19 protein-coding genes and 1 pseudogene are annotated in these 19,390 nt (G+C 58.9%); 18 read left to right on the top strand and 2 right to left on the bottom strand.

Going from position 1 to position 19,390, the window contains the following annotated elements:
- Nucleotides 1-24 precede the first annotated feature (24 nt).
- Both V6U81_RS04330 and V6U81_RS04335 read right to left on the bottom strand, forming a co-directional pair.
- Nucleotides 25-174 (bottom strand): hypothetical protein, encoded by a 150-nt coding sequence (locus V6U81_RS04330; protein ID WP_334484662.1) that lies wholly within the window; start codon nucleotides 172-174, stop codon nucleotides 25-27.
- A 76-nt stretch (nucleotides 175-250) separates the two neighbouring features.
- Nucleotides 251-1,141, bottom strand: coding sequence for a peptidase M23 (locus V6U81_RS04335; protein WP_334484664.1), 891 nt, complete (start codon nucleotides 1,139-1,141; stop codon nucleotides 251-253).
- A gap of 419 nt (nucleotides 1,142-1,560) precedes the next feature.
- Between V6U81_RS04335 and V6U81_RS04340 the strand changes: the two genes are divergently transcribed.
- From V6U81_RS04340 to V6U81_RS04420, 18 genes and pseudogenes are all read left to right on the top strand, one after another.
- A complete protein-coding gene (locus V6U81_RS04340) occupies nucleotides 1,561-2,481 on the top strand; it encodes a proteasome assembly chaperone family protein (RefSeq protein ID WP_334484666.1) in 921 nt (306 codons plus the stop codon).
- Nucleotides 2,482-2,597: 116 nt separating this feature from the next.
- Nucleotides 2,598-3,395: an exodeoxyribonuclease III gene (locus V6U81_RS04345; protein ID WP_334484668.1), complete on the top strand. Its 798-nt coding sequence runs from the start codon at nucleotides 2,598-2,600 to the stop codon at nucleotides 3,393-3,395.
- 56 nt (nucleotides 3,396-3,451) lie between these two features.
- A pseudogene (locus V6U81_RS04350) lies at nucleotides 3,452-3,631 on the top strand (antibiotic biosynthesis monooxygenase family protein); the annotation flags it as partial.
- Nucleotides 3,632-4,219: 588 nt separating this feature from the next.
- Complete coding sequence (locus V6U81_RS04355) at nucleotides 4,220-4,930, top strand: hypothetical protein (RefSeq protein WP_334484670.1); 711 nt, start codon at nucleotides 4,220-4,222, stop codon at nucleotides 4,928-4,930.
- A gap of 386 nt (nucleotides 4,931-5,316) precedes the next feature.
- Nucleotides 5,317-5,622: a hypothetical protein gene (locus tag V6U81_RS04360; RefSeq protein ID WP_334484672.1), complete on the top strand. Its 306-nt coding sequence runs from the start codon at nucleotides 5,317-5,319 to the stop codon at nucleotides 5,620-5,622.
- Nucleotides 5,576-7,090 (top strand): hypothetical protein, encoded by a 1,515-nt coding sequence (locus tag V6U81_RS04365; RefSeq protein WP_334484674.1) that lies wholly within the window; start codon nucleotides 5,576-5,578, stop codon nucleotides 7,088-7,090. The genes V6U81_RS04360 and V6U81_RS04365 overlap by 47 nt, the downstream gene beginning before the upstream one ends.
- 12 nt (nucleotides 7,091-7,102) lie before the next feature.
- A complete protein-coding gene (locus V6U81_RS04370; RefSeq protein WP_334484676.1) occupies nucleotides 7,103-8,419 on the top strand; it encodes a phage portal protein in 1,317 nt (438 codons plus the stop codon).
- The gene (locus tag V6U81_RS29100) at nucleotides 8,409-9,182 is read left to right on the top strand and encodes an HK97 family phage prohead protease (protein ID WP_420883965.1); all 774 of its coding nucleotides are present in this window, start codon (nucleotides 8,409-8,411) and stop codon (nucleotides 9,180-9,182) included. Before V6U81_RS04370 ends, V6U81_RS29100 begins: the two co-directional genes overlap by 11 nt.
- Nucleotides 9,172-10,542 carry a phage major capsid protein gene (locus tag V6U81_RS04375; RefSeq protein ID WP_334484678.1) on the top strand — a complete coding sequence of 457 codons (1,371 nt, stop codon included), beginning with the start codon at nucleotides 9,172-9,174 and terminating at the stop codon, nucleotides 10,540-10,542. Before V6U81_RS29100 ends, V6U81_RS04375 begins: the two co-directional genes overlap by 11 nt.
- Nucleotides 10,543-10,609: 67 nt before the next feature.
- Complete coding sequence (locus V6U81_RS04380) at nucleotides 10,610-10,783, top strand: hypothetical protein (RefSeq protein WP_334484680.1); 174 nt, start codon at nucleotides 10,610-10,612, stop codon at nucleotides 10,781-10,783.
- A gap of 2 nt (nucleotides 10,784-10,785) precedes the next feature.
- Complete coding sequence (locus V6U81_RS04385) at nucleotides 10,786-11,382, top strand: head-tail connector protein (protein ID WP_334484682.1); 597 nt, start codon at nucleotides 10,786-10,788, stop codon at nucleotides 11,380-11,382.
- A gap of 6 nt (nucleotides 11,383-11,388) precedes the next feature.
- A complete protein-coding gene (locus V6U81_RS04390) occupies nucleotides 11,389-11,796 on the top strand; it encodes a hypothetical protein (protein WP_334484684.1) in 408 nt (135 codons plus the stop codon).
- Entirely contained in the window at nucleotides 11,796-11,954 is a 159-nt protein-coding gene (locus V6U81_RS04395; RefSeq protein ID WP_334484686.1) for a hypothetical protein, read from the top strand. Before V6U81_RS04390 ends, V6U81_RS04395 begins: the two co-directional genes overlap by 1 nt.
- Nucleotides 11,955-12,662: a hypothetical protein gene (locus V6U81_RS04400; RefSeq protein WP_334484688.1), complete on the top strand. Its 708-nt coding sequence runs from the start codon at nucleotides 11,955-11,957 to the stop codon at nucleotides 12,660-12,662.
- A gap of 977 nt (nucleotides 12,663-13,639) precedes the next feature.
- A complete protein-coding gene (locus V6U81_RS04405) occupies nucleotides 13,640-13,969 on the top strand; it encodes a hypothetical protein (protein ID WP_334484690.1) in 330 nt (109 codons plus the stop codon).
- A gap of 123 nt (nucleotides 13,970-14,092) precedes the next feature.
- On the top strand, nucleotides 14,093-15,916 hold the full coding sequence (locus tag V6U81_RS04410; RefSeq protein WP_334484691.1) for a hypothetical protein: 1,824 nt from the start codon (nucleotides 14,093-14,095) through the stop codon (nucleotides 15,914-15,916).
- Between the two features lie 3 nt (nucleotides 15,917-15,919).
- Entirely contained in the window at nucleotides 15,920-18,616 is a 2,697-nt protein-coding gene (locus V6U81_RS04415; RefSeq protein WP_334484693.1) for a hypothetical protein, read from the top strand.
- Nucleotides 18,617-18,625: 9 nt separating this feature from the next.
- Nucleotides 18,626-19,078: a hypothetical protein gene (locus V6U81_RS04420; RefSeq protein ID WP_334484695.1), complete on the top strand. Its 453-nt coding sequence runs from the start codon at nucleotides 18,626-18,628 to the stop codon at nucleotides 19,076-19,078.
- Nucleotides 19,079-19,390: the final 312 nt, after the last annotated feature.

Genomic DNA, 19,390 nt, shown 5'->3' on the forward strand with positions numbered 1-19,390 from the left:
CCGGTGCAGTCGTCGGACGGGTGATCAGCGGCGGCGACCGGAGAGCTTGCTGGCCGCCTGCTTCAGCCTGGCCTGGTTCGCGGGCTTGGCAAGCTCGCGTCGACCACGGGCGACCAGCTGCTGGCCCCGCGGCGACCGCAGGAACGCGCTGATCCGTTGCATCAGTACCGACATGTCATCCTCCGTTTGGTGATCCTCCCGTCATGTGTACCCACAACCGACAACCCGGAATCCGTCCCAGGGCGGTTGATCAGGCGAGGATGGCGTCGACGACCTCGGTGGCCCGCCACTCGTGCTGGGCGTACGCGTCGGGGAACGCGGAGACCTGGACGGCCTGGGCGGCCAGGGTCAGGGGCAGGTCCTGCCAGCCCGGGATCTCCAGCAGCACGGTGAGGAAGGCCTCGGTGGCGAACTGCGGGTCCATCAGCTGGGAGACCTCGCCCCAGCCGCTGCTCGGGCGCTGCTGGAACAGCCCCACCGAGTCGTGGTCCCAGCCGATCGCCTGGTGGGGGTACTCCTGCGACTCGGGGAGCACGCCGCTGGCGTAGTTGTAGAGGTTGCTCTCCTGCATCGCGGTGGCGACCGCGATGATCAGCGCCTGCCGTGGCACGCCCATCTTCCGACCGGCCTTCACGATCGCCTTGGCGTTGTCCATCTGGGCCTGGTCCAGGCCGGCCACCGGGGCGATCCGCTTCGGCTTCGGCTTGGGCTTGGGCTTGGGCTTCGGCTTGGCCTTCCTGGTCGCGGTCGCGGTCGGAGCGGGGGTCGGGCTGGCAACGGTCGGTGCGGGGGCGGGGGCCGTGGTGACCGGGGTGCGCTCGAGGCTCCGGGAGGCGGCCCCCTCCTGGGCCCGCTCGGCGAGCGCCGGCTGGGCGCCGACCGGCTCGCCCCGGTCGACGGGAAGGACCTGCACCCCGGCGAAGGCCGCGAGGCCGAGGCAGGAGACCACGCCGGTGGCCAGCGCCGCCCGGCGCGGGCGGCGGATCAGGTGGTTAACGAGCCCGCCGAGGCGGGTACGGAGGGTGGGGGACGCCGCAGTCTCGCGGAGAACGCCGACCTGAACGGACGAGGGGGTATCGTCCGAACGGCCAGTCGTGCCTTCGAGGGCGTACTGGTCGTCGCTGGTGTCGTCGTCACGCATCCGACGAGGCTAGGCAGATTGACCTGCGGTTACCCACCGTCACGAGGTGGCGCTGACCACAAACCGCCGGCGCGGATTCCGACATCCGCCGCCGGTGGTGGTGGCGTGCGGACAGAACCGGCGAGCCGGGCCAATCCGACATGACGGTGCCGGCTGACCGGACGGGGACGCCGAGGGCGCAATCCCCGCACCCGGTGCCATGATCCCCCACCTCCACCGTTCGGCGGATCGGACACCGGGCCGAATGGCGGCGGAGGCCCGGATGATCGTTGAATTGCGATGCTTTCTCCGCTTTTGATCACCCGCGCACCGGCCGATCTCCCGCTGGTGGAATGGATGACGGCCGCGGGTACGTTCCCCGAACCGGGTGCCGTGTGCGCGCGGCGGCCCGTACGCGTTTCCTCAGGAGGTCCGAACCGGTGCTCGACCCACACGAGCTCTACGAGCTCACCGACGATCTGCCCGACCTCGGCCAGCCGGTGCTGATCCAGGCGCTCACCGGCTTCGTCGACGCCGGCAGTGCCACCCGGCTCGCCCGGGAGCAGCTGCTGACCTCCCTCGAGTCGCGGACGATCGCCACCTTCGACGTCGACCAGCTCTTCGACTACCGCTCCCGGCGTCCGGTGATGACCTTCGTCGAGGACCACTGGGAGCACTACGACGCGCCCGAGCTGGCGCTGCACCTGCTGCACGACGACGACGAGACCCCCTTCCTGCTGCTCACCGGCCCCGAGCCGGACGTGCAGTGGGAGCGGTTCGTCGCCGCGGTGAGCGCGCTCTCCGCCCGGCTCGACGTCCGCCTCACCGTGGGCCTCAACTCCATCCCGATGGCCGTGCCGCACACCCGGCCCGCCGGGGTGACCGCGCACGCCACCCGGCGCGAGCTGATCGCCGGCTACGAGCCGTGGTTGCAGCGGGTGCAGGTCCCCGGCAGCGTCGGGCACCTGCTGGAGTACCGGCTCGGCGAGGCCGGCCGGGACGCCCTCGGCTTCGCCGCGCACGTGCCGCACTACGTCGCCCAGACCGAGTACCCGGCCGCCGCCGAGGCGCTGCTCTCGTCGGTGTCCCGCAGCACCGGTCTGCTGCTGCCCAGCGACAGCCTGCGCACCGCCGCCGAGGTGGTCCGGGTCGAGATCGACCGGCAGGTCGCCCAGACCGACGAGGCCGCCGCGCTGGTCCGGGCCCTCGAGGAGCAGTACGACGCCTTCGCCCGCGGGCGGGGCGAGAAGAACCTGCTGGCCGCCGAGGCCGGCCCGCTGCCCACTGCCGATGAGCTGGGCGCCGAGCTGGAGCGCTTCCTGGCCGAGCAGACCCGCCCGGGCGAGACCCCGGGCAGCTGACCCCACGCGCGCCCGCCCGCCCCGGTCCCCCGGGGCGGGCGGGCGCGACGCACCAGGGGTGACACTCCCACCCCGCCGAGGCGGCGCGTCGCGGCCGGATGGGGCAGGCTGGTGACATGCGCCTGGCGACCTGGAACGTGAACTCGGTGAAGGCCCGGCTCCCCCGGCTGCTCGACTGGCTGGCGACCACCGGGCCGGACGTGGTCTGCCTGCAGGAGACCAAGTGCCCCGACGGCGCGTTCCCGGCGGCCGAGGTGGGCGCACTGGGCTACGAGGTGGCCAGCCACAGCGACGGCCGGTGGAACGGGGTGGCGATCCTGTCCCGGGTCGGGCTCGCCGACGTCGCCGTCGGGTTCCCCGGCGAGCCCGGATTCCCCGAGCCCGAGGCCCGGGCCATCGCCGCGACCTGCGACGGGGTCCGGGTCTGGTCGGTGTACGTCCCGAACGGCCGCGCACCGGACGACCCGCACTACGCGTACAAGCTGGCCTGGTTCGCGGCGCTGCGGGACGCGCTGGAGACGGAACTGGCCGGCGGCGCACCCGTGGCGGTCTGCGGCGACTTCAACGTCGCGCCGACCGACGACGACGTCTGGGACCCGGCGCTCTTCGTCGCCTCCACCCACGTCACCCCGGCCGAGCGGGCCGCCCTGGCCGCGCTGCGCGACCTGGGGCTGAGCGACGTGGTGCCCACCCCGATGAAGGGGCCGCACCCGTACACCTACTGGGACTACCGGGCCGGGATGTTCCATCAGAACAAGGGCATGCGGATCGACCTGGTGTACGCCTCCGCGCCGTTCGCCCGCGCGGTCCGCGCCGCGTACGTCGACCGGGAGGCCCGCAAGGGCAAGGGCCCCTCGGACCACGCCCCGATCGTGGTCGACGCCGAGCTGGTGCCGGTCGTCGAGACGTTCTGACCCGGGCCGGACGCGGGGCGGGCGAACCGGGGCCGGGGCACGGCTAGGGTGGGGTCATGGCAGTCGTGAAGATCAACGCGATCGACGTCCCGCCCGGCGCCGGTGCGGAGCTGGAGAAGCGGTTCGCCGCCCGGGCCGGCGCGGTGGAGAACTCCCCCGGCTTCCTCGGCTTCGAGCTGCTCCGCCCGGTCGCCGGGGAGAGCCGCTACTTCGTCTACACCCGGTGCGATAAGGACACCTGAGAGGGTACCGACTTCGTAACTCTTCCCGATCATGCTTCTGACCTGGGGAAACTTGAGTTTCAGAGCCACGCTGAGACGAGATCAAATCGGGGCATCAGGTAGGACCAGGCTGGCTACCTCGGGTTTGCTCGTGGTCCTGGTGCCCGGTAGCGACCCTGCCCAGCTCGTCAGTTACCTGCTCTGCGGTAGGCATCTGCGGCCTCGTCCTGGTGCTGGTCAAGGCCACGATCGGTGAGGCACGCTTGGTGTGCGCAAACCCGCTGAGCAGCCCCCTAAGCCACGAACCAGCCTCGCCGGTAGTCCTGGGCACCAGGCAGACGTAGAGGGTTTCCGGCCACGTAAGGGCAGCTTTTGCAGGAGCACCCTGATGAGAACGTGACCGGAAACCGAAGAGCAGCCTAGCTAAGAAGATCAGGAACCAACAGAGCCTCACCAGCGAAAAAGGGTGACACCTAGTCATCCTTTCTCGTGAGTGGGGTTCTCGTGCTTTGTAGCGTCTGTGAACGTGGGGAAGCCCTACGTCCTGCTGTCTGTGATTCCTGCCGTACCCGATTGGCTTTGAGCCTTTGGGAAGTCGCGGACATGTACGCCGAGCTTCCTAGCCTTGTCGGAGCTTTGCAGGGTGGCTCGGGTCCGAAGGTGTCCGGTACGAAGGCCAAGCCGATACCCGTACGGCTAGATGTGCTCGACCTACTTGCACCAGCTCGGGTTGATGGTGTTGTCGGTGATTATCGGGACCAGACCGGTTATGCCTCTGTCGCTACGGTCCTCACCTCGTGGGCTTATGACTGGCGAGAGTCGCTATTCGCGGACCAGAGGCAACCTGATTCGGCATCTGTGGGTGGCCTGGTTTCCTGGTTGCGCAACCGACTCGATATCGCGTGTGACCAGCATTCCGCAATCGGTGACTTCGCTACCGAGATAAGTAGGCTCTGGTCCACGCTGGCACGGATAACCGAGCGAGAGTCCAACCACGTTGACGAAAAGCCGGTAGCGCAGAAGCTTGCAGAAGTCAAGGCCACCAGCTTTACTGGAATCGAGCGGTTTAGCGTGCCCGAAAATGGGCAGCGACCGAGCGATACGTCAATCAACCTTGACGCTCTGCTCACCGCTTCAATGGCTGCCCTAGCGGTGAACGTCTCCAAGATGACGATTAGCAATTGGCGGAAAGCCAACAAGCTAACCCCTGTGACATTCGACCGCAGTGGACATGCGCAATACCGTCTTGGCGACATTCTCGCAGCAGCAAACAAAAGGCAACCATCATGGTCGCAACAATCATGTTCTTCGTAGGTCTAGGTCTTGGCGTTTACCTAGGCTGGGCATTCACTGTGGATTAGATATGCCAAACAATCCGCTCTATCGCAGGCTACATACAGGCAGGCAGTACCTAGAACAACGGGCACTGATGTTCCAGTACAAAGGGTCAGTCTGTCGCATCTGTGGTCACGATGGTGCTGACACTGCGGACTACATAACTCCTGCCTCAGTTGACCCATACCAAGAGATCATATGGCAGAACATGCAGCCTGCCCATGGTGTGCATGGTTGTGATGAGTGCCCAATCATCAAAGGTAAGAGGCGCAAGTGCAATCAAGAGCGTGGTCATAAGCCCGCACTTCGCCAATCTCGCATCTGGTAATGGGGGGTAGGGTCGATTCGTCGATCTTGCTTTCCAGATGACCCCCATGCCTTTAATCCAAAAATTTCCCCCCGAATGGTACGCCAGGGAATGTCACGGTTTGGTGGGTGAAATGAGTGACCAAGAAGCGCTGGCATCTGGCAATCAGAAGGACTCATTAGAGGCGATTCGTCGTCTGCTCGCAGAACATTTGGTAGTTGCCGAGCCTAAAGAAGTCCCTGCATTGGCGAAACAGCTCATGGCTGTCTTGAAAGAGCAAGAAGCGTTAGGTGTTGGACAGGAGGAATCACCAGTTGATGAACTCCGCCAACAACGAGATCAGAGGCGTGCAGGAACCAACTAGATGGCATTGCCCACCAGCCGACACCTCGTCCGCTGATGAAGCAATTGATTTCCTGCGCAGACTCGGGTTCGCCCTATTCTTCTGGCAAGAATTCCTGCTGCGACACATCTTCGGTGAGAAGCGCAATTCCGCGGGCATGTGGAAATGGGTTGCCTCGACAGTAGGCATCGTCATTCCACGTCAGAACGGAAAGACGTTTCTTATCGACTGCATCATTCTGGTTGGCTTGTTCCTGTTTGGCGAGCGAATCGTCTTAACAGCACAGAACCGAGACACGGCTAACCGATCGTTCCTGCGGATTGTCGCACTCATCGAAGACCCGAAGTTCGCGTTCCTGCGCGTTCAGGTTAAGAAGGTCGGCAAGCGCGGAGGAACCGAGTTCATTGCTCTGAACAACGGTGGCTTGTTCTACGTCAAGACTCGTGGTCCTGACTCAGCTCGTGGTTTGGACAAAATCGACCGGCTGATTATGGACGAGGCATATGACGTTACAGAAGATGACCTCGCAGCCGTAATTCCTACAGTCCTGGCATCCGAGAATCCGCAGGTCTGCTACCTATCAACGCCACCAAGAAACGCAGTCAGCGGAGAACCGTTCAACCGACTTCGCAGACGAGGACACGACAAAGCCGATGGTGTGGCCTGGTTCGAATGGGGAGTTGACCCAGACAAGCTAGACGGACCACTTGACACCGCAGATGTTCGGTTGTGGGCAATTGCCAATCCTTCGCTAAACCTGCCAGGTAGCAACCTGACCGCTTCAAACCTCGCCATCATGCAAGGCAGTATGGCTGGCGATAAGTTCGCCACCGAGTGTCTTGGTGTCTGGCCTACGCGATACGCCAACAACGTTGTCGACCTGGCGATTTGGAAGAACGAACTAGCCGACCCGAATACTGCCATCGTCGGAGATTTGGCGCTTGCCGTTGATGCTACTGGTTCAGGTAGCAGCGCACACTGCTCGATTGTCGCCTACGGCATAAGAGCCGATGGCCTGGGTTCCTACGAAATCGTAGAGAACAGGCGAGGCAATGAGTGGGTTGTGCCAAGACTGCTAGAGCTAGTCGAGCGACACAAACCCGTTGCTATCGGCATCGACCCTAAGGGACCGATCACCAGCGTCATCCTTGACTTGGACAAGGCAGGTATTAAGCCTCCGAAGAACTCGGATTCTCCGAAGCTCGGTGACTTGGCTATTCCAGTCGGCAACGACTTTGCCGCTGCGTGCCTGCAATTCGCAGACGCAGTAACGCAGAAGTCGGTTCGCCACCCTGACGACCCACTACTTAATGCGGCTGTGGTCGGGGTCAGAACTCGCAAAATCGGTGACGACTCCTGGGGCTGGGACAGATACCGATCCGACGTAGACGTGAGTCCAGTAGTCGCAGCGACATTAGCCCGATGGGCTTATGAGTCTCGGGCACACCTTGTCAAAAGGGAATTCGACCCTGCTGTTTGGCTCTTTTAATCGGAGGATTTCATGGCTCCAAAGAGCCGAGCTTTGGCGAGGCAAATCAGTAGACGTAATGAGGTCACCCGTTACCAGCCGCCACCTGGTTACGATTCCGCTTACTCATACCTGTTCAGCTACGGCACACCGAACACCGAGAAGATTATTCCGACGTTCGACAGTTTCGCCAACCTCGCATACGCAGGTAACGGTGTCGTCTTCGGTGTCATCCTGGCTCGAATCAAGCTTTTCAGCGAGGCTCGTTTCAAGTTTCGCAGCCTGGTCGACAAGCGGTTATTCGGCAACCCTGACCTAGCAAAGCTTGAAAAGCCTTGGCCTGGTGGCACTACTGGCGAACTCCTGGCCCGTATGGAACAAGACGTTTCCCTTGCAGGTAATGCGTACATCCGAGATGCAGGCGACCGACTAGAACGCCTTCGGCCTGACTGGGTAACCATCGTTTCCGAGATTACGCAAGACGAATTCGGCAGACAGGTTCGGGAAGTTGTCGGCTACCTGTACGAGCCAGTAGGCGACCAGGACCGAGGCACCGAGTTTTATCCGGTCGAGGAAGTTGCGCACTGGTCACCGATCCCTGACCCGATGGCGAACTTTCGTGGCATGAGCTGGTTGACTCCGGTGATTCGTGAGGTCAACGCAGACATTGCGATGACAGAACATCGGTATGCCTACTACCAAAATGCGGCTACCCCGAACCTCATCATTAAGTACAAGGACGAGTTGAAGGTCGATCAGGTCGACCGCATTCGCAAAACCGTAACCGCTCGTCACGCGGGTTCGGGCAATGCCTACAAAACCATGGTCCTAGACAACGGCGCAGACCCGATGGTCGTTGGTGACCAGGTTTCCGATGCGTTGTCCAACGTCCAAGCCGCTGGTGAGAACCGAATTGCTGTAGCGGCTGGTGTGCCGGCCATCGTCGTTGGCCTCAAAGAAGGTCTGAACGCAGCCACGCTGGCGAACTACGACTCAGCTATTAAGGCTTTCGCAGACCTCACGATGCGGCCGAATTGGCGTTCCGCTTGTGCCTGCCTGTCAAAGCTGGTGAACGTCCCGAGTGATGCTGAACTTTGGTTCGACACCTCGGACATCATCGCTTTGCAGGAAGGCGAACAAACACAAGCCCAGACTTTCGCGGTTGACGCAAAAACGGCTTCAACATTGATCACCGCGGGCTACACCTCGGAATCGGTGACCCTGGCAATTAAGGCCCGTGACATGAGCCTTTTGAAGCACACAGGTCGCTTCTCAGTTCAACTCCTGCCACCTGGCCAGGACACCAACAACACGTCTCCTGTGGGTGGTGAGAAGACTGATGGTGTTTAGCTACCAGCGGACGTTTGCCTTAGACGATATCCACATTAGTCGGTCGCACAGTGACGGCAGAACCGTCGAGGCGTACGCAGCGGTTTTCGACATTCCTACCGAGGTTCGTGACCAGCATGGTCACTACACCGAGGTTATTGACCGGTCGGCATTCAAGCGAACCCTTGACCATGGGATCGATAAAGTTGCCGTTCTCTACAACCATGGTCGGACCGTACATGGCACACCATCCGACCTTGGGTCTGTCCCGATTGGTAGGCCACTAGAAATCCGAGCCGACCAAAAGGGCTTGTTCACGGTTACCCGCTACAACAAGTCTGAGCTAGCCGATTCGGTCCTAGAGGCTATTAAGAACGGCGATATTCGCGGACAGAGCTTCAACGGCCGAATCTATCGCAGCTCACCGCTTAGGGTTCCGCGTGTTCGGTCCGGTCAACCTCTGCCAGTTGTTACCCGGCATGAGCTTGGTTTGACCGAATACGGGCCGGCTTTCAATCCGGTTTATGAGGGAGCGGCGATTATGGCCGTTCGCTCGGTTCGTGATATCGCTGGCGATATCGCAACCCTGGACGACAACTCAATAGCGGAACTCATCCGCACCCTGTCGACCACTCCCGTAAGGGACTCGGAGACAGATAGCGCCACTCCTGCAAATGCAGGACTCGGCACCGAGGATTCGCTAACTCAGCACTCCGCTCGGCAACGGCTACTTCGACTTCGGTCGGAGATGCGTTATCGAGGAGTTTACGGAAATGGCTCGTAAGCAGAGCGAAGTTCTAGCCGAGGAACTAGAGGTTCTTCGCGCGGAGATTAAGGTAATCACCGAGAACGAGAACGCCACTGATGACGAGATCACTCGTGGCGAAACTCTCGGTGAGGAATGGGACGCTAAGAAGACCGCGTACGACAAGGCCGTTGCTCGTGAAGCGAAGGTCGATGAGATCATGCGGGCTTCTCTGGTTACCAGCAACCGTGAATACGGTTCCGGACCGACCGTGATCACCCGCAACAAGCGGAACCCCTACGAGGAACTACACAGGTCGAAGACCTGGACCTCTACCGACTTTATTAGTCGCGCAATGGATGCTGTCGAGCAAGCTCCGGAGCACATGACTGATGAGGCTCGGGAAAACGCCACTCGGCTGATTTCTCGGTCTGGTCGTAAGCAGGGTCCGCTGATTGCTCAGCACATCCTGCGGACTGGTTCGCCTGAGTATCACGAGGCGTTTGAGGACTACATGGCTGACCCAGAGAACATGGTTCAGCGTGCCGCTATGTCGCTGACTTCGGCTAACGGTGGTTACCTCGTTCCATTCACGCTAGACCCGAGCATTGTGTTGACGAACTCAGGTTCGGCAAACCCGTTCCGGCAGATTTCAACCATCAAGACCACTGCCACAAACACGTGGAACGGTGTTTCTTCGGCTGGTGTTAACGCAGCCTGGTTGGCAGAAGGCACCGAAGACACTGACCACACTCCGACCTTCGGCAATATTCAAATCACTCCGCAGAAGGCTTCTGCCTGGGTTTTCGGTTCCTACGAGGTACTAGAAGACTCTGACTTTGGCTCTCAACTGCCAGCTCTGCTAGCAGACGCTAAGGACAGGCTCGAAGAGGCCGCATTCGCCACTGGTACTGGTTCTGGTCAGCCTAAGGGTGTTATCACCGCTGCGACTACGACTGTTGCTACTGCTGGCGTCGGTGCTTATGCGGTTGGCGACGTTTACGGTCTACAGGCTGCGGTTCCGGCTAGGTGGCGTGGCAAGGGCTCCTGGGTGATGAACGTTTCGAACATCAACCGGACTCGGCAGTTTGACACCGCTGGTGGTTCGTCATTCTGGGCAAACCTGGGTGCTGGTCAGCCTGAGCGTCTACTTGGCTCACCGATTTATGAGTCAAGCACCATGGCGAGCACCATTACTACAGGTTCAAAGATTGCCGTATTCGGTGACTTCTCTCAGTACGCGATTGTCGACCGTATCGGTATGTCGGTTGTGTACGAGCCACTAGTCAAGGGTGCCACCAACCAGCGGCCTACTGGTCAGGCTGGTTGGTTCGCTTTCTGGCGGGTTGGTGCCGATGCACTAACCGCTAACGCATTCCGCGTACTCGTCTCTGCCTAATTCTGGTTGGGGTGGCTGGGAAACCGGCCACCCCTTCCTTTCCACACACCGAAAGGAGGTGCCCAGAATGAGCGAGACTCCAAAGGTTGTCGCAAAGGCAACCTACTTCGTCGCCACCGAGAACGGTGAGAAGTGCGTTCGTGAAGGCGACGAATTCGACGCTACCGACCCGGTGGTCAAGGCTAACAAGCAGTTCTTCAAGTACAAGCCAGGTCACGAACCTCAGAAGAAGGGTGAGTGACGATGGCTAACGAATACACCACCCTTCCCTTATTGAAGTCGTACATCAACGAAACCACGAGTAGCAACGACTCGCTGTTACAGCAGTGCCTAACCTCGGCTTCGCGGGCTATTGATTCCTACTGTGGCCGGCGGTTCTATGTCGATACCAACGTCACCACACGCACTTACCGGATTGACGACCGGGTTGTCTGCGATACCGATGGTGACCTACTCATCGTTGACGACATCTCAACAACTACCGGCTTGGTGGTCGAGGTAGGTAGCGGCTCGTCCTGGTCGACGGTTACGGACTACGACACCGAGCCTGATAACGCAATCGCATTAGGCAAGCCAATTACTTACCTTCGTCGGCAGTACAACTCTTGGGCAACCTCGTCTCGGGCAAAGGTGCGGGTAACGGCAAAGTTCGGATTTCCTGCCGTTCCTGATGAGGTTGTGCAAGCAACGCTGTTGCAGGCCGCTCGATTGTTCAAGCGCAAAGATTCTGTTGGTGGCGTACTCGGCGCAGACCAGTTCGGCGCATCCATACGGGTTTCGCGGATTGACTCAGACGTTCAAGCGCTACTTCGTCCGTTCGTTATCCAGGCGATTGGGTGATGCGCTATGGACCTAACCGCGGTTCGCTCTGTAATCGCCATTGCGGCTGGTTCGGTCACTCCTACTCTCAACACCTACGCCTACGTACCTGACTCGGTTTCCGAGCCATGCTTCTACGTTGGCGGTGTCGAGATTAGCTATGACCTCAGCATGGGTCGAGGCTGTGACGAAATCACGTTTCTGTGTCCTGTCCTCATTAGCTCGACGAGCGACAAGTCAGGGCAAGCCGAGCTTGACGCTTACCTCAAAGGCAGTGGCGCAGGTTCCCTCAAGACAGCTATTGAGGCTGCTCTTGAGACAGCAGGTTACTCGGCGCAAGTAGCTCGGGCACAGAACTACGGCTATCACGAAGTCGGCGGTGTCAAGTACCTCGGTGCCGAGCTGGCCATCATCGTTTCGGGAAGTGGCGCCTGATGATCAAGACAAAGTACCGAGTCCTGGTTGGCCTCAACTACCCGACTAAGGATGGCAAAGAGAAGCGGGTTGAGCCAAACGAGGTGGCTACCGACCTGCCAGAGAAGTCAATTCCCGAGCTGGTCAAACTCGGCTACATCGAAAAAGTAGGTGAGTAAATGGCCATCAACGCCAAGAACTCCCGGGTTCTAATCAACGAAGACCATGTGTCAGGCTCCATTAAGGGCTGGTCGGTTGCGCACCAGCGAGAATACGGGGATGCCACCAGCGTATTAGACGACGGTTGGCGTGGCGTTCCTGGTCTTCTCTCAGGCTCGATGACTCTTAATGGCCTATTCGACTCAGCAGTCGGCGGTCTTTATGAGGAAGTCGCAGCCCTGGTCGGTGTCGACAACTCAGCCCTTGTGACGGTGCTTCCCGACGGTTTCACCATTGGCAAGCCAGCCCTAATGACGGTTAGCGACATCGAGGGTTTCGAGATTCCAGCAACCGTCAACGAGCTTGTCTCGCTCACGGTTAACGCCACTGCCGACGATGGCGTTGATATGGGAACCAGCCTGCACGCACTTACGGCCGAAACCGCCAATGGCAACGGAACCTCAGTCGACAACACAGCCAGTTCGGCAAACGGCGGTGTGGGTGCCCTACACCTATCCGCGTACTCGGGCTTCACAAACATTGTGGTCAAGGTTCAGCACTCTACCGACAACTCGGTGTGGGCAGACCTCATTACCTTCACGACCAACACTGCGGTTGGCTCGGAACGCAAGACGGTAACTGGAACCGTCAACAGGTACGTACGCGCTTTGTGGACGGTTACGGGCGCAGGCAGTGCAACCTTCGTCGTGGCTTTCGCTCGACGCTAATTAGCTAGCTCTCAGAACCCGCCACCTGTCGAGGTAGGCGGTTTTTTGTCGTGCCCGAATTGGAGTAAGCACAATGGCATTCGTTCACGGTAAGAACGCCGTCTTCTCGCTAGATGACAGCGGCGGAACACTCCGCAACCTAACTGCCTACACCGACAATGTTGCTGGTCTGCCTGGTGGTCGAGGTCTAAACGAGGTCACCGCCTTTGGTGACTCCGGCACAAAGTCGATTCCTGGTTTGGCGAACGTCACCTTCACCGCCTCTGGTCACTTTGACTCGACTGTTACTACTGGTCCGCACGCGGTTCTCAACTCGCTTCGCACAGCTTCGGCTACTGCGTCTTTCGAGTATGGGCCTGAAGGCTCGACTACCGGAAAGGTGAAGATGCTAGGCGAATGCTGGCTCACCGAGTACACCGTTGATTCAACCGTCGCCGAGAAGGTTTCCTGGTCAGCCTCATTCCAGGTCGACGGAGTTGTCACTACCTCCGTCTACTAATAAGCCGATGGGCTTTGAGGTCAGGATGACCGGACCAGCCAACCTGCACTCAGTGCGCCAGGCGTTGAAGCAGGTTGGCAACTCCGGACTTGGACGGCAAATGGATGCGGGTTTCCGGGCCGCAGTTAAGCCGCTGGGACCAGCAATCGTGGCTGAGGTACCCAAGGCCATGCCTAGCGGCTATGCGCCCGTCTTGAGCCGTTCGCTGAGTTTCCGGCTTGCTAGTCGTACATCTCGACAAACGGCGGAACTCCGGTATCGGGTCTATGGAGATGGTCAACAGGAACGTCGAGACGTTCCGACCTTGAACAAGGGCATCTTGCGTAGCCCTAGAGGACGCAGACGGCAGACCTGGGTTTCGCAGAAGGTTCGGCCTGGATTCGTAGATGTGCCCTTCCGCCGGCTAGAGCCGAAGATTCGCAAAGAAATGCTTGCCGTACTCGACTCAGTAACGGCGCAACTCAAAGGATGAGTAGATATGGCAACGCTGATATTTAGATTTACCCAGGAAGACGCAGAACGTCTCGGAGTGGCCGAAGTCGAATACGACCCAACGAGGCCGCGGTTCGTCGAGGTTCGTGAACTTCGCAAGGAAACCGGCATGAACCTTGTGCAGTTCGGTGACCTCTGCAAAGACCCTAGCGAACAAGATTATGCGCTTGGTGTCGTTGTCTGGCTGGCGCTTATTCGGTCTGGCAAGAGGATTCCGTTTGAGGAATTCGACATCGACGTTCGCGGCCTGGTGGTCGACAAGGCCGAGGTGGAAGACCCAAACTCTTTGGCCCCGAATGGGGCGAACGCGAGTTAGACGAAATCAAGCCCTACTTCAACCTCGTGTTCAGGATGTCTGCCGACGAGGTTGACCAGCTCGACACCGCAGCGTTCAACCGCTATCGAGCTTTGCTCGACTTGGAACTAAAGAGGCGAGGCTATGGCGGACAAGCGTGAACTTCTCTATAACCTCCTTGGTCGAGAGACTGTTTCGAAGGCAGCTAAGGATGCCGAGCGTGGTTTGGAAAGTCTCGGTGACGAGTTTGGCGACACCAAGAAAGCCGCAGACAAGCTCGACAGCCAAATTGGCGAGGTCGAGAAATCACTAAAAGCCCTAGCGGTTCAGTTCGCCAACACGGGTGATGACCAGTTCATCAGGCAGATACGCGACGGTGAGAAGGAACTTCGCAAGCTCAACAAGGCTAGCAAGCATATCGGAGGTGACCTGGGAGATGGTCTAGCCGAAGGTGCTTCGGTATCTTTCTCCCAGAAGATCGGTCCACTTATTGCGAAAGCGCCACTAGGCCCAGCAGGTGCAATTGCTGGTGGCATTCTCGGTGTCGCTATCGCTCCGACGCTAGCCGCTGCCCTTGCTGGCGCGGTTGTGGGTGGAGCTGGTGTCGGTGGTGTCATTGGCGGTTTGAAGCTTGCTGCCAAAGACCCAGCCGTCAAGACTGCTGGTTCGCAGTTAGCGAAAGACGTAACTGCCGACCTGGAGAAAAGCGCACAGGTCTTCGTCGGTCCAGCCCTTCAAGGCATAGCGATTGTCCGAAAGGGCTTCCAGTCGATTCGTCCTGACCTAGACAAGATTTTCGGCGACTCGTCTAAGTACGTCGAGCCTCTTGTTACTGGTGCCGTTGAGGGTGCAAAGAAGGTCGTTAGTGGTGTTGCCGTCGCAGTCGGCAAAGCACAGCCTGTCATTGATGCACTAGGCCGCAGCTTTGACGAAATCGGCGGAGCCGTAGGCGAAGTGTTCGCCACGCTTTCCGAGGATGCCGACGAAGGTGCCAGCGCTATTGATGACCTCACTCTTGCTACGAAAAACTTCATCATCATCACAGGCGAACTGCTCCACGGTGGTGCCCAGGTCAAGGGTTACCTAGATGAGCTTGACCAGAAGATTGACGAAACACGCTTCAAGCTGGAAGACCGAACTGGCTGGGACATAACCGCAGACGGTATGAGTACGGCCGAGCGTAAAGCTAAGGATCTGGCAGACGCACAAGGCCAGGTAAAGGAAAAGCTCGACCTGTCCTCACAGGCCGCACTCGGTCAAGTCTCAGCGCTTGACGAGCTGGCCGCTAGCCTTCGTGCCCAGACTGACCCGACGTTCGCTCTCATCAAAGCTCAGGATGACCTGTCGGGCGCACAGAAGAAATACAACGACGCAGTTGCCGAGCACGGTAGGAAGTCTCCTGAGGCTCAGAAGGCTCTGCGCGATATGGCTGCTGCGGCTATTGCGGTTCAGGGTGCTGCTGGTGCGGCTGCTGGCACGTTCAACGGCTCTTTGACACCAGCAATGAGAGCCACCCTGAAATCGGCTGGGCTGACCGAAGCCGAAGTCAACGACTTAGAGAAGCAGTTCCGCGAAGCCAAGGCAGCTGGTGAGAAGTTCGCCAAGAACTACCAGGCGAACGCCACGATTAAGTGGCAAGTTTTGTCTAACGGCGCAACGTTTCAGAATGGCGTACCGTCATTCAACTTCCCAGCTCGTGCCTCGGGTGGTCCTGTTAAGGCTGGGCAGCCGTACCTAGTTGGTGAAGACGGGCCGGAGCTAGTCACTCCCACCAAGAACGGTTGGGTGCATGACACGAATAAGACCGCATCGATGATGAGCCCAACCGCAGGTATTTACGGCTCTGGCTCGTCCGCTGGTGGAGTACAAGAAGTCCTCATCACAGTCCAGGGCACAGATGTCTTCGAAGGGTTCCGTAAGGAAATCCGGATTAGGGGCGGGAACGTCCAAGAGGTGTTGGGGAGGTAGTGAATGACCGTGCCTTTGGTCGGTGAGATATACGCTGGCACTCTTGGATGGGTCGACATTACCTCCGACATCCTTGCCGACCGTTCCGGCGGTATCACGATTACTCGTGGTCAGAGGTCAGAAGGCTCACGAGTAGATGCGGGTACATGTAGCTTCAAGCTCAACAACCGACATGGTAAATACAGCCCACGGAATCCTCGCAGCACGTACTACGGCTTAATAGGTCGCAATACTCCTGTGAGGTTCAGCCTTTCCCTCTGGTCTGACACCTTCACGCGGACAGTTGCGCCAGGTGGTCTAGGAACCTCTGACAGCGGCCTAGTTTGGTCGGTTGGCACTCCTGCCGACTGGTCTGTCTCGGGCGGCAAGGGAATTATCACGTTCCCAACACCTAACCTAACTCGTACCGCTGTCCTGCTCAGTAGCACGATTGTCGACAGTGACCAGCTCATAGACTTCACGATTCCAGCAGTCATGACCGGTGCCTCAATGGTTGCTGGTGTCGTTGCCAGATACCAGGACATCAGCAATTACTACTGGCTACGGGTCGAGTTTGACGTTCTCGGTGTCGTGACGGTAAAGCTTTCGAAGAACGTTGCTGGTGTTGCCACTGAGCTTGCAAATAGCGTGGTTAGTGGTTTGACCTATACGGCCGGAACCACATTGCGGTTTCGGGCGTCAACGGTAGGAACGAAGCTAGCTGTCAAGACATGGTTAGCGTCAGGGGTAGAACCTCGGGACTGGCAACTCACCTACTCTGACTCTTCGCTACGGCAAGCTGGCCTTGTTGGCATTCGCGGTTGGCTTGTGGCAGGTAACACCAACGCTCCGGTACCGACCCTCTCATTCGATAACCACGTGGTCAGGCAACCTCGGTTCTACGGGGAAATATCATCGTGGCCTTCACGCTGGGACTTGACCGGAAACAACGTCTGGGTGCCGGTAGAAGCGTCAGGAATCATGCGCCGGCTAGGTCAGGGTGCGAAGCCTCTACGGTCGCCGATTTACCGAACCCTTAGTCGCTACTCCCCTACTTCCTACTGGGCGTTAGAAGACGGTTCTAGAAGTGCTACGGCGGCCAACGCAATAACTAACGGTCTTGCCGGGAAGGCAACTGACGTCACCTTCTCTGCCGATGACTCGTTGCCCGGCGCACTAACTACGGCGCGGTTGGATTCTAGTAGTCCATCACTCTTACTAACCAACCGAGCAACCGCCGGAGCAACGAAGTGGTCAACGATCTTCTACTTCAAGCTCGATGCGTTACCGGCTTCGAACATTCCACTTATGGTCTTGCGGACAACAGGCACGGCTATGGAAATGGCGTTCTTCATCAGCAACACCGCGTACGAATGGGTTGGCACTAACTATGCTGGTGCAACCGTGTTCTCACAGTCCACGCTTTTTGGTGCTGGTGCATCACCAACAAACTGGATTGCCTTTGAAGTCTTCGCTGAGCAGAACGGCGCAAACGTCGACCTAGTAATCAACTGGCACGCAGTTGGTAGCGACACCTTCTACACAATCGTTGTTGGCGCACTTACGTACGCTGGTTCGGTCGGCAACCTCAGCTCGATTAGGTTCGGTCCTACTGCTCTTGCACCAGTCAACATCGGCCACGTAGCGGCATACAGCGGCGAGATTCCTTTTGTAGACACCACATTTCGGCGGGCTTCTAACGGCTACCTTGGCGAAACCGCAGGAACACGCATCCAGCGTCTTTGTGATGAGGAAGGCGTTTCCGCCGATGTCCTGCCTGACGTTGATGATGCACAGCCTCTCGGACGGCAGAAGGTCGACCCCTTCTTAACCCTGCTGTCGGATGCGGCCTCAGTGGGTGGCGGAATCCTGTATGAAGCACGAGCTGACCTAGCCATCTCCTACCGGACCAGAGACAGCTTTTACAACAAGAGCACTCTTGACCTCAACTACGCCAACAAACTCATCTCTGACCCATTTGAGCCTGTCGAGGATGACGACTCGACTCGTAATGACGTGACCGTAACGCGAGATAGTGGCTCTTCGGCTCGTGTCGTATTGGATACCGGCCCGCTGTCGGTTCAGTCACCGCCCGATGGTGTTGGCGTCTATGACGAGTCGTTGACGTTGAACACATATTCGGATGACCAGAATGCCGACCAGGCAGGATGGCGCGTCCGGCTAGGGACTGTCGATGAAGCTCGGTATCCGAAAGTTCGAATCAACCTTCTCAGCTCAGCTTGGACCAGCGACCTTGTATTAACCCGCAAAGCTATAGCGCTGGATTCCGGTGACCTCCTGACGATAAGCAACCTGCCGACCTGGCTTCCTCCTGGTCCTGTGTCGCTCATGGTTCGGGGTTACACCGAAAGGCTCGGCAACTTCGGTTGGGATATCACCTGGGTTGCTACTCCTGGTTCTGTGTGGACTGTGGCTGAGGCTGATTCCAACACTCGGGTTGACCACGACTCCGCCGTTATCAATGGCGCAGTAACTAGCTCCGGAACGACTTTGTCGGTTTCCGTGCCATGGACAACCAATGTTGCAGACATGCCATTCGACATCATCGTTGGTGGCGAACGAATGACGGTAACAGGCGTCGGACCGGCAATCGGTGGTGCCCAAGCTCTAACCGTTATCCGGTCTGTCAATGGCATCACCAAATCCCATTCGGCTGGCACTGCGGTGAACGTAGCCGAACCTGCGTACGTTCCTCTGTAGGAGTTGGCAATGGCAATTACGGCTGGGCAAAAGTTGACCTCGGCACGATTGACCACACAGGCTTGTCGAGCTAGGCGTTCGACAACCTTGTCTCTGACCTCGGGCACGATTACCCCGATTACCTTCGACGTAGACAGCTTCGACAACTCTTCTATCTTTGGTCCACCGTCTACGGCTCTGACGCTTCCTACGGCTGGCTTATGGGGCATCTTGGCGTATGGCGGTTTTGCGTCGAACGCGACCGGTCTTCGTCGCCTCCTGGTCGAGATTGGTTCGACCGGTACGTACCCGACGATTGATGAGCGAATGGCGGTTTCCGGCGACGCTACTCACATCACCCTTGCCGGCACCTACGTTGCCTCGGCTGGCGACATACTAAGACTCGCCGCTCACCAAACCTCGGGTGGTGCCTTGAACCTTCTAGCAGATGCCTACTTCTCGGTCTGGCTCATCGAGTCCTGAGATACAAAATGGCCCGGTACCTCTTGTGAGGTACCGGGCCTTTTTCTCGTTTCTACTTCACAAGCATGATGGACAGGACATCTGCCATCTTCTCTAGTGCCCAATCGAGCTGGGTGCAGTTGTTGCGACCTTCGCACTCTAGGCACCCTCCTACTCGCCACGGGTTGTCTAGTGCCCTGGTCCAGTGAACTTCCAGAATCCTCATCGCGGCGAACAGCTCGTCTGCCTTGGAGACTGGCTCATCGATCGGCACTGCGACCTCCGGCCCGGTACAGAGCCACACGAGACACGCAGGCTGGCGTACCGAAGAGG

The sequence above is a fragment of the Micromonospora lacuserhaii genome (genome assembly GCF_036902735.1).
In the GTDB taxonomy this organism is placed as follows: domain Bacteria; phylum Actinomycetota; class Actinomycetes; order Mycobacteriales; family Micromonosporaceae; genus Micromonospora.

Excerpts from the sequence above, each read along its gene's own strand:
- V6U81_RS04330 (WP_334484662.1), bottom strand. The coding sequence starts at position 174 with ATGTCGGTACTGATGCAACGGATCAGCGCGTTCCTGCGGTCGCCGCGG.
- V6U81_RS04335 (WP_334484664.1), bottom strand. The coding sequence starts at position 1,141 with ATGCGTGACGACGACACCAGCGACGACCAGTACGCCCTCGAAGGCACG.
- V6U81_RS04345 (WP_334484668.1), top strand. The coding sequence starts at position 2,598 with ATGCGCCTGGCGACCTGGAACGTGAACTCGGTGAAGGCCCGGCTCCCC.
- V6U81_RS04355 (WP_334484670.1), top strand. The coding sequence starts at position 4,220 with ATGTACGCCGAGCTTCCTAGCCTTGTCGGAGCTTTGCAGGGTGGCTCG.
- V6U81_RS04360 (WP_334484672.1), top strand. The coding sequence starts at position 5,317 with ATGACCCCCATGCCTTTAATCCAAAAATTTCCCCCCGAATGGTACGCC.
- V6U81_RS04365 (WP_334484674.1), top strand. The coding sequence starts at position 5,576 with ATGAACTCCGCCAACAACGAGATCAGAGGCGTGCAGGAACCAACTAGA.
- V6U81_RS04370 (WP_334484676.1), top strand. The coding sequence starts at position 7,103 with ATGGCTCCAAAGAGCCGAGCTTTGGCGAGGCAAATCAGTAGACGTAAT.
- V6U81_RS29100 (WP_420883965.1), top strand. The coding sequence starts at position 8,409 with ATGGTGTTTAGCTACCAGCGGACGTTTGCCTTAGACGATATCCACATT.
- V6U81_RS04375 (WP_334484678.1), top strand. The coding sequence starts at position 9,172 with ATGGCTCGTAAGCAGAGCGAAGTTCTAGCCGAGGAACTAGAGGTTCTT.
- V6U81_RS04380 (WP_334484680.1), top strand. The coding sequence starts at position 10,610 with ATGAGCGAGACTCCAAAGGTTGTCGCAAAGGCAACCTACTTCGTCGCC.
- V6U81_RS04385 (WP_334484682.1), top strand. The coding sequence starts at position 10,786 with ATGGCTAACGAATACACCACCCTTCCCTTATTGAAGTCGTACATCAAC.
- V6U81_RS04390 (WP_334484684.1), top strand. The coding sequence starts at position 11,389 with ATGGACCTAACCGCGGTTCGCTCTGTAATCGCCATTGCGGCTGGTTCG.
- V6U81_RS04395 (WP_334484686.1), top strand. The coding sequence starts at position 11,796 with ATGATCAAGACAAAGTACCGAGTCCTGGTTGGCCTCAACTACCCGACT.
- V6U81_RS04400 (WP_334484688.1), top strand. The coding sequence starts at position 11,955 with ATGGCCATCAACGCCAAGAACTCCCGGGTTCTAATCAACGAAGACCAT.
- V6U81_RS04405 (WP_334484690.1), top strand. The coding sequence starts at position 13,640 with ATGGCAACGCTGATATTTAGATTTACCCAGGAAGACGCAGAACGTCTC.
- V6U81_RS04410 (WP_334484691.1), top strand. The coding sequence starts at position 14,093 with ATGGCGGACAAGCGTGAACTTCTCTATAACCTCCTTGGTCGAGAGACT.
- V6U81_RS04415 (WP_334484693.1), top strand. The coding sequence starts at position 15,920 with ATGACCGTGCCTTTGGTCGGTGAGATATACGCTGGCACTCTTGGATGG.
- V6U81_RS04420 (WP_334484695.1), top strand. The coding sequence starts at position 18,626 with ATGGCAATTACGGCTGGGCAAAAGTTGACCTCGGCACGATTGACCACA.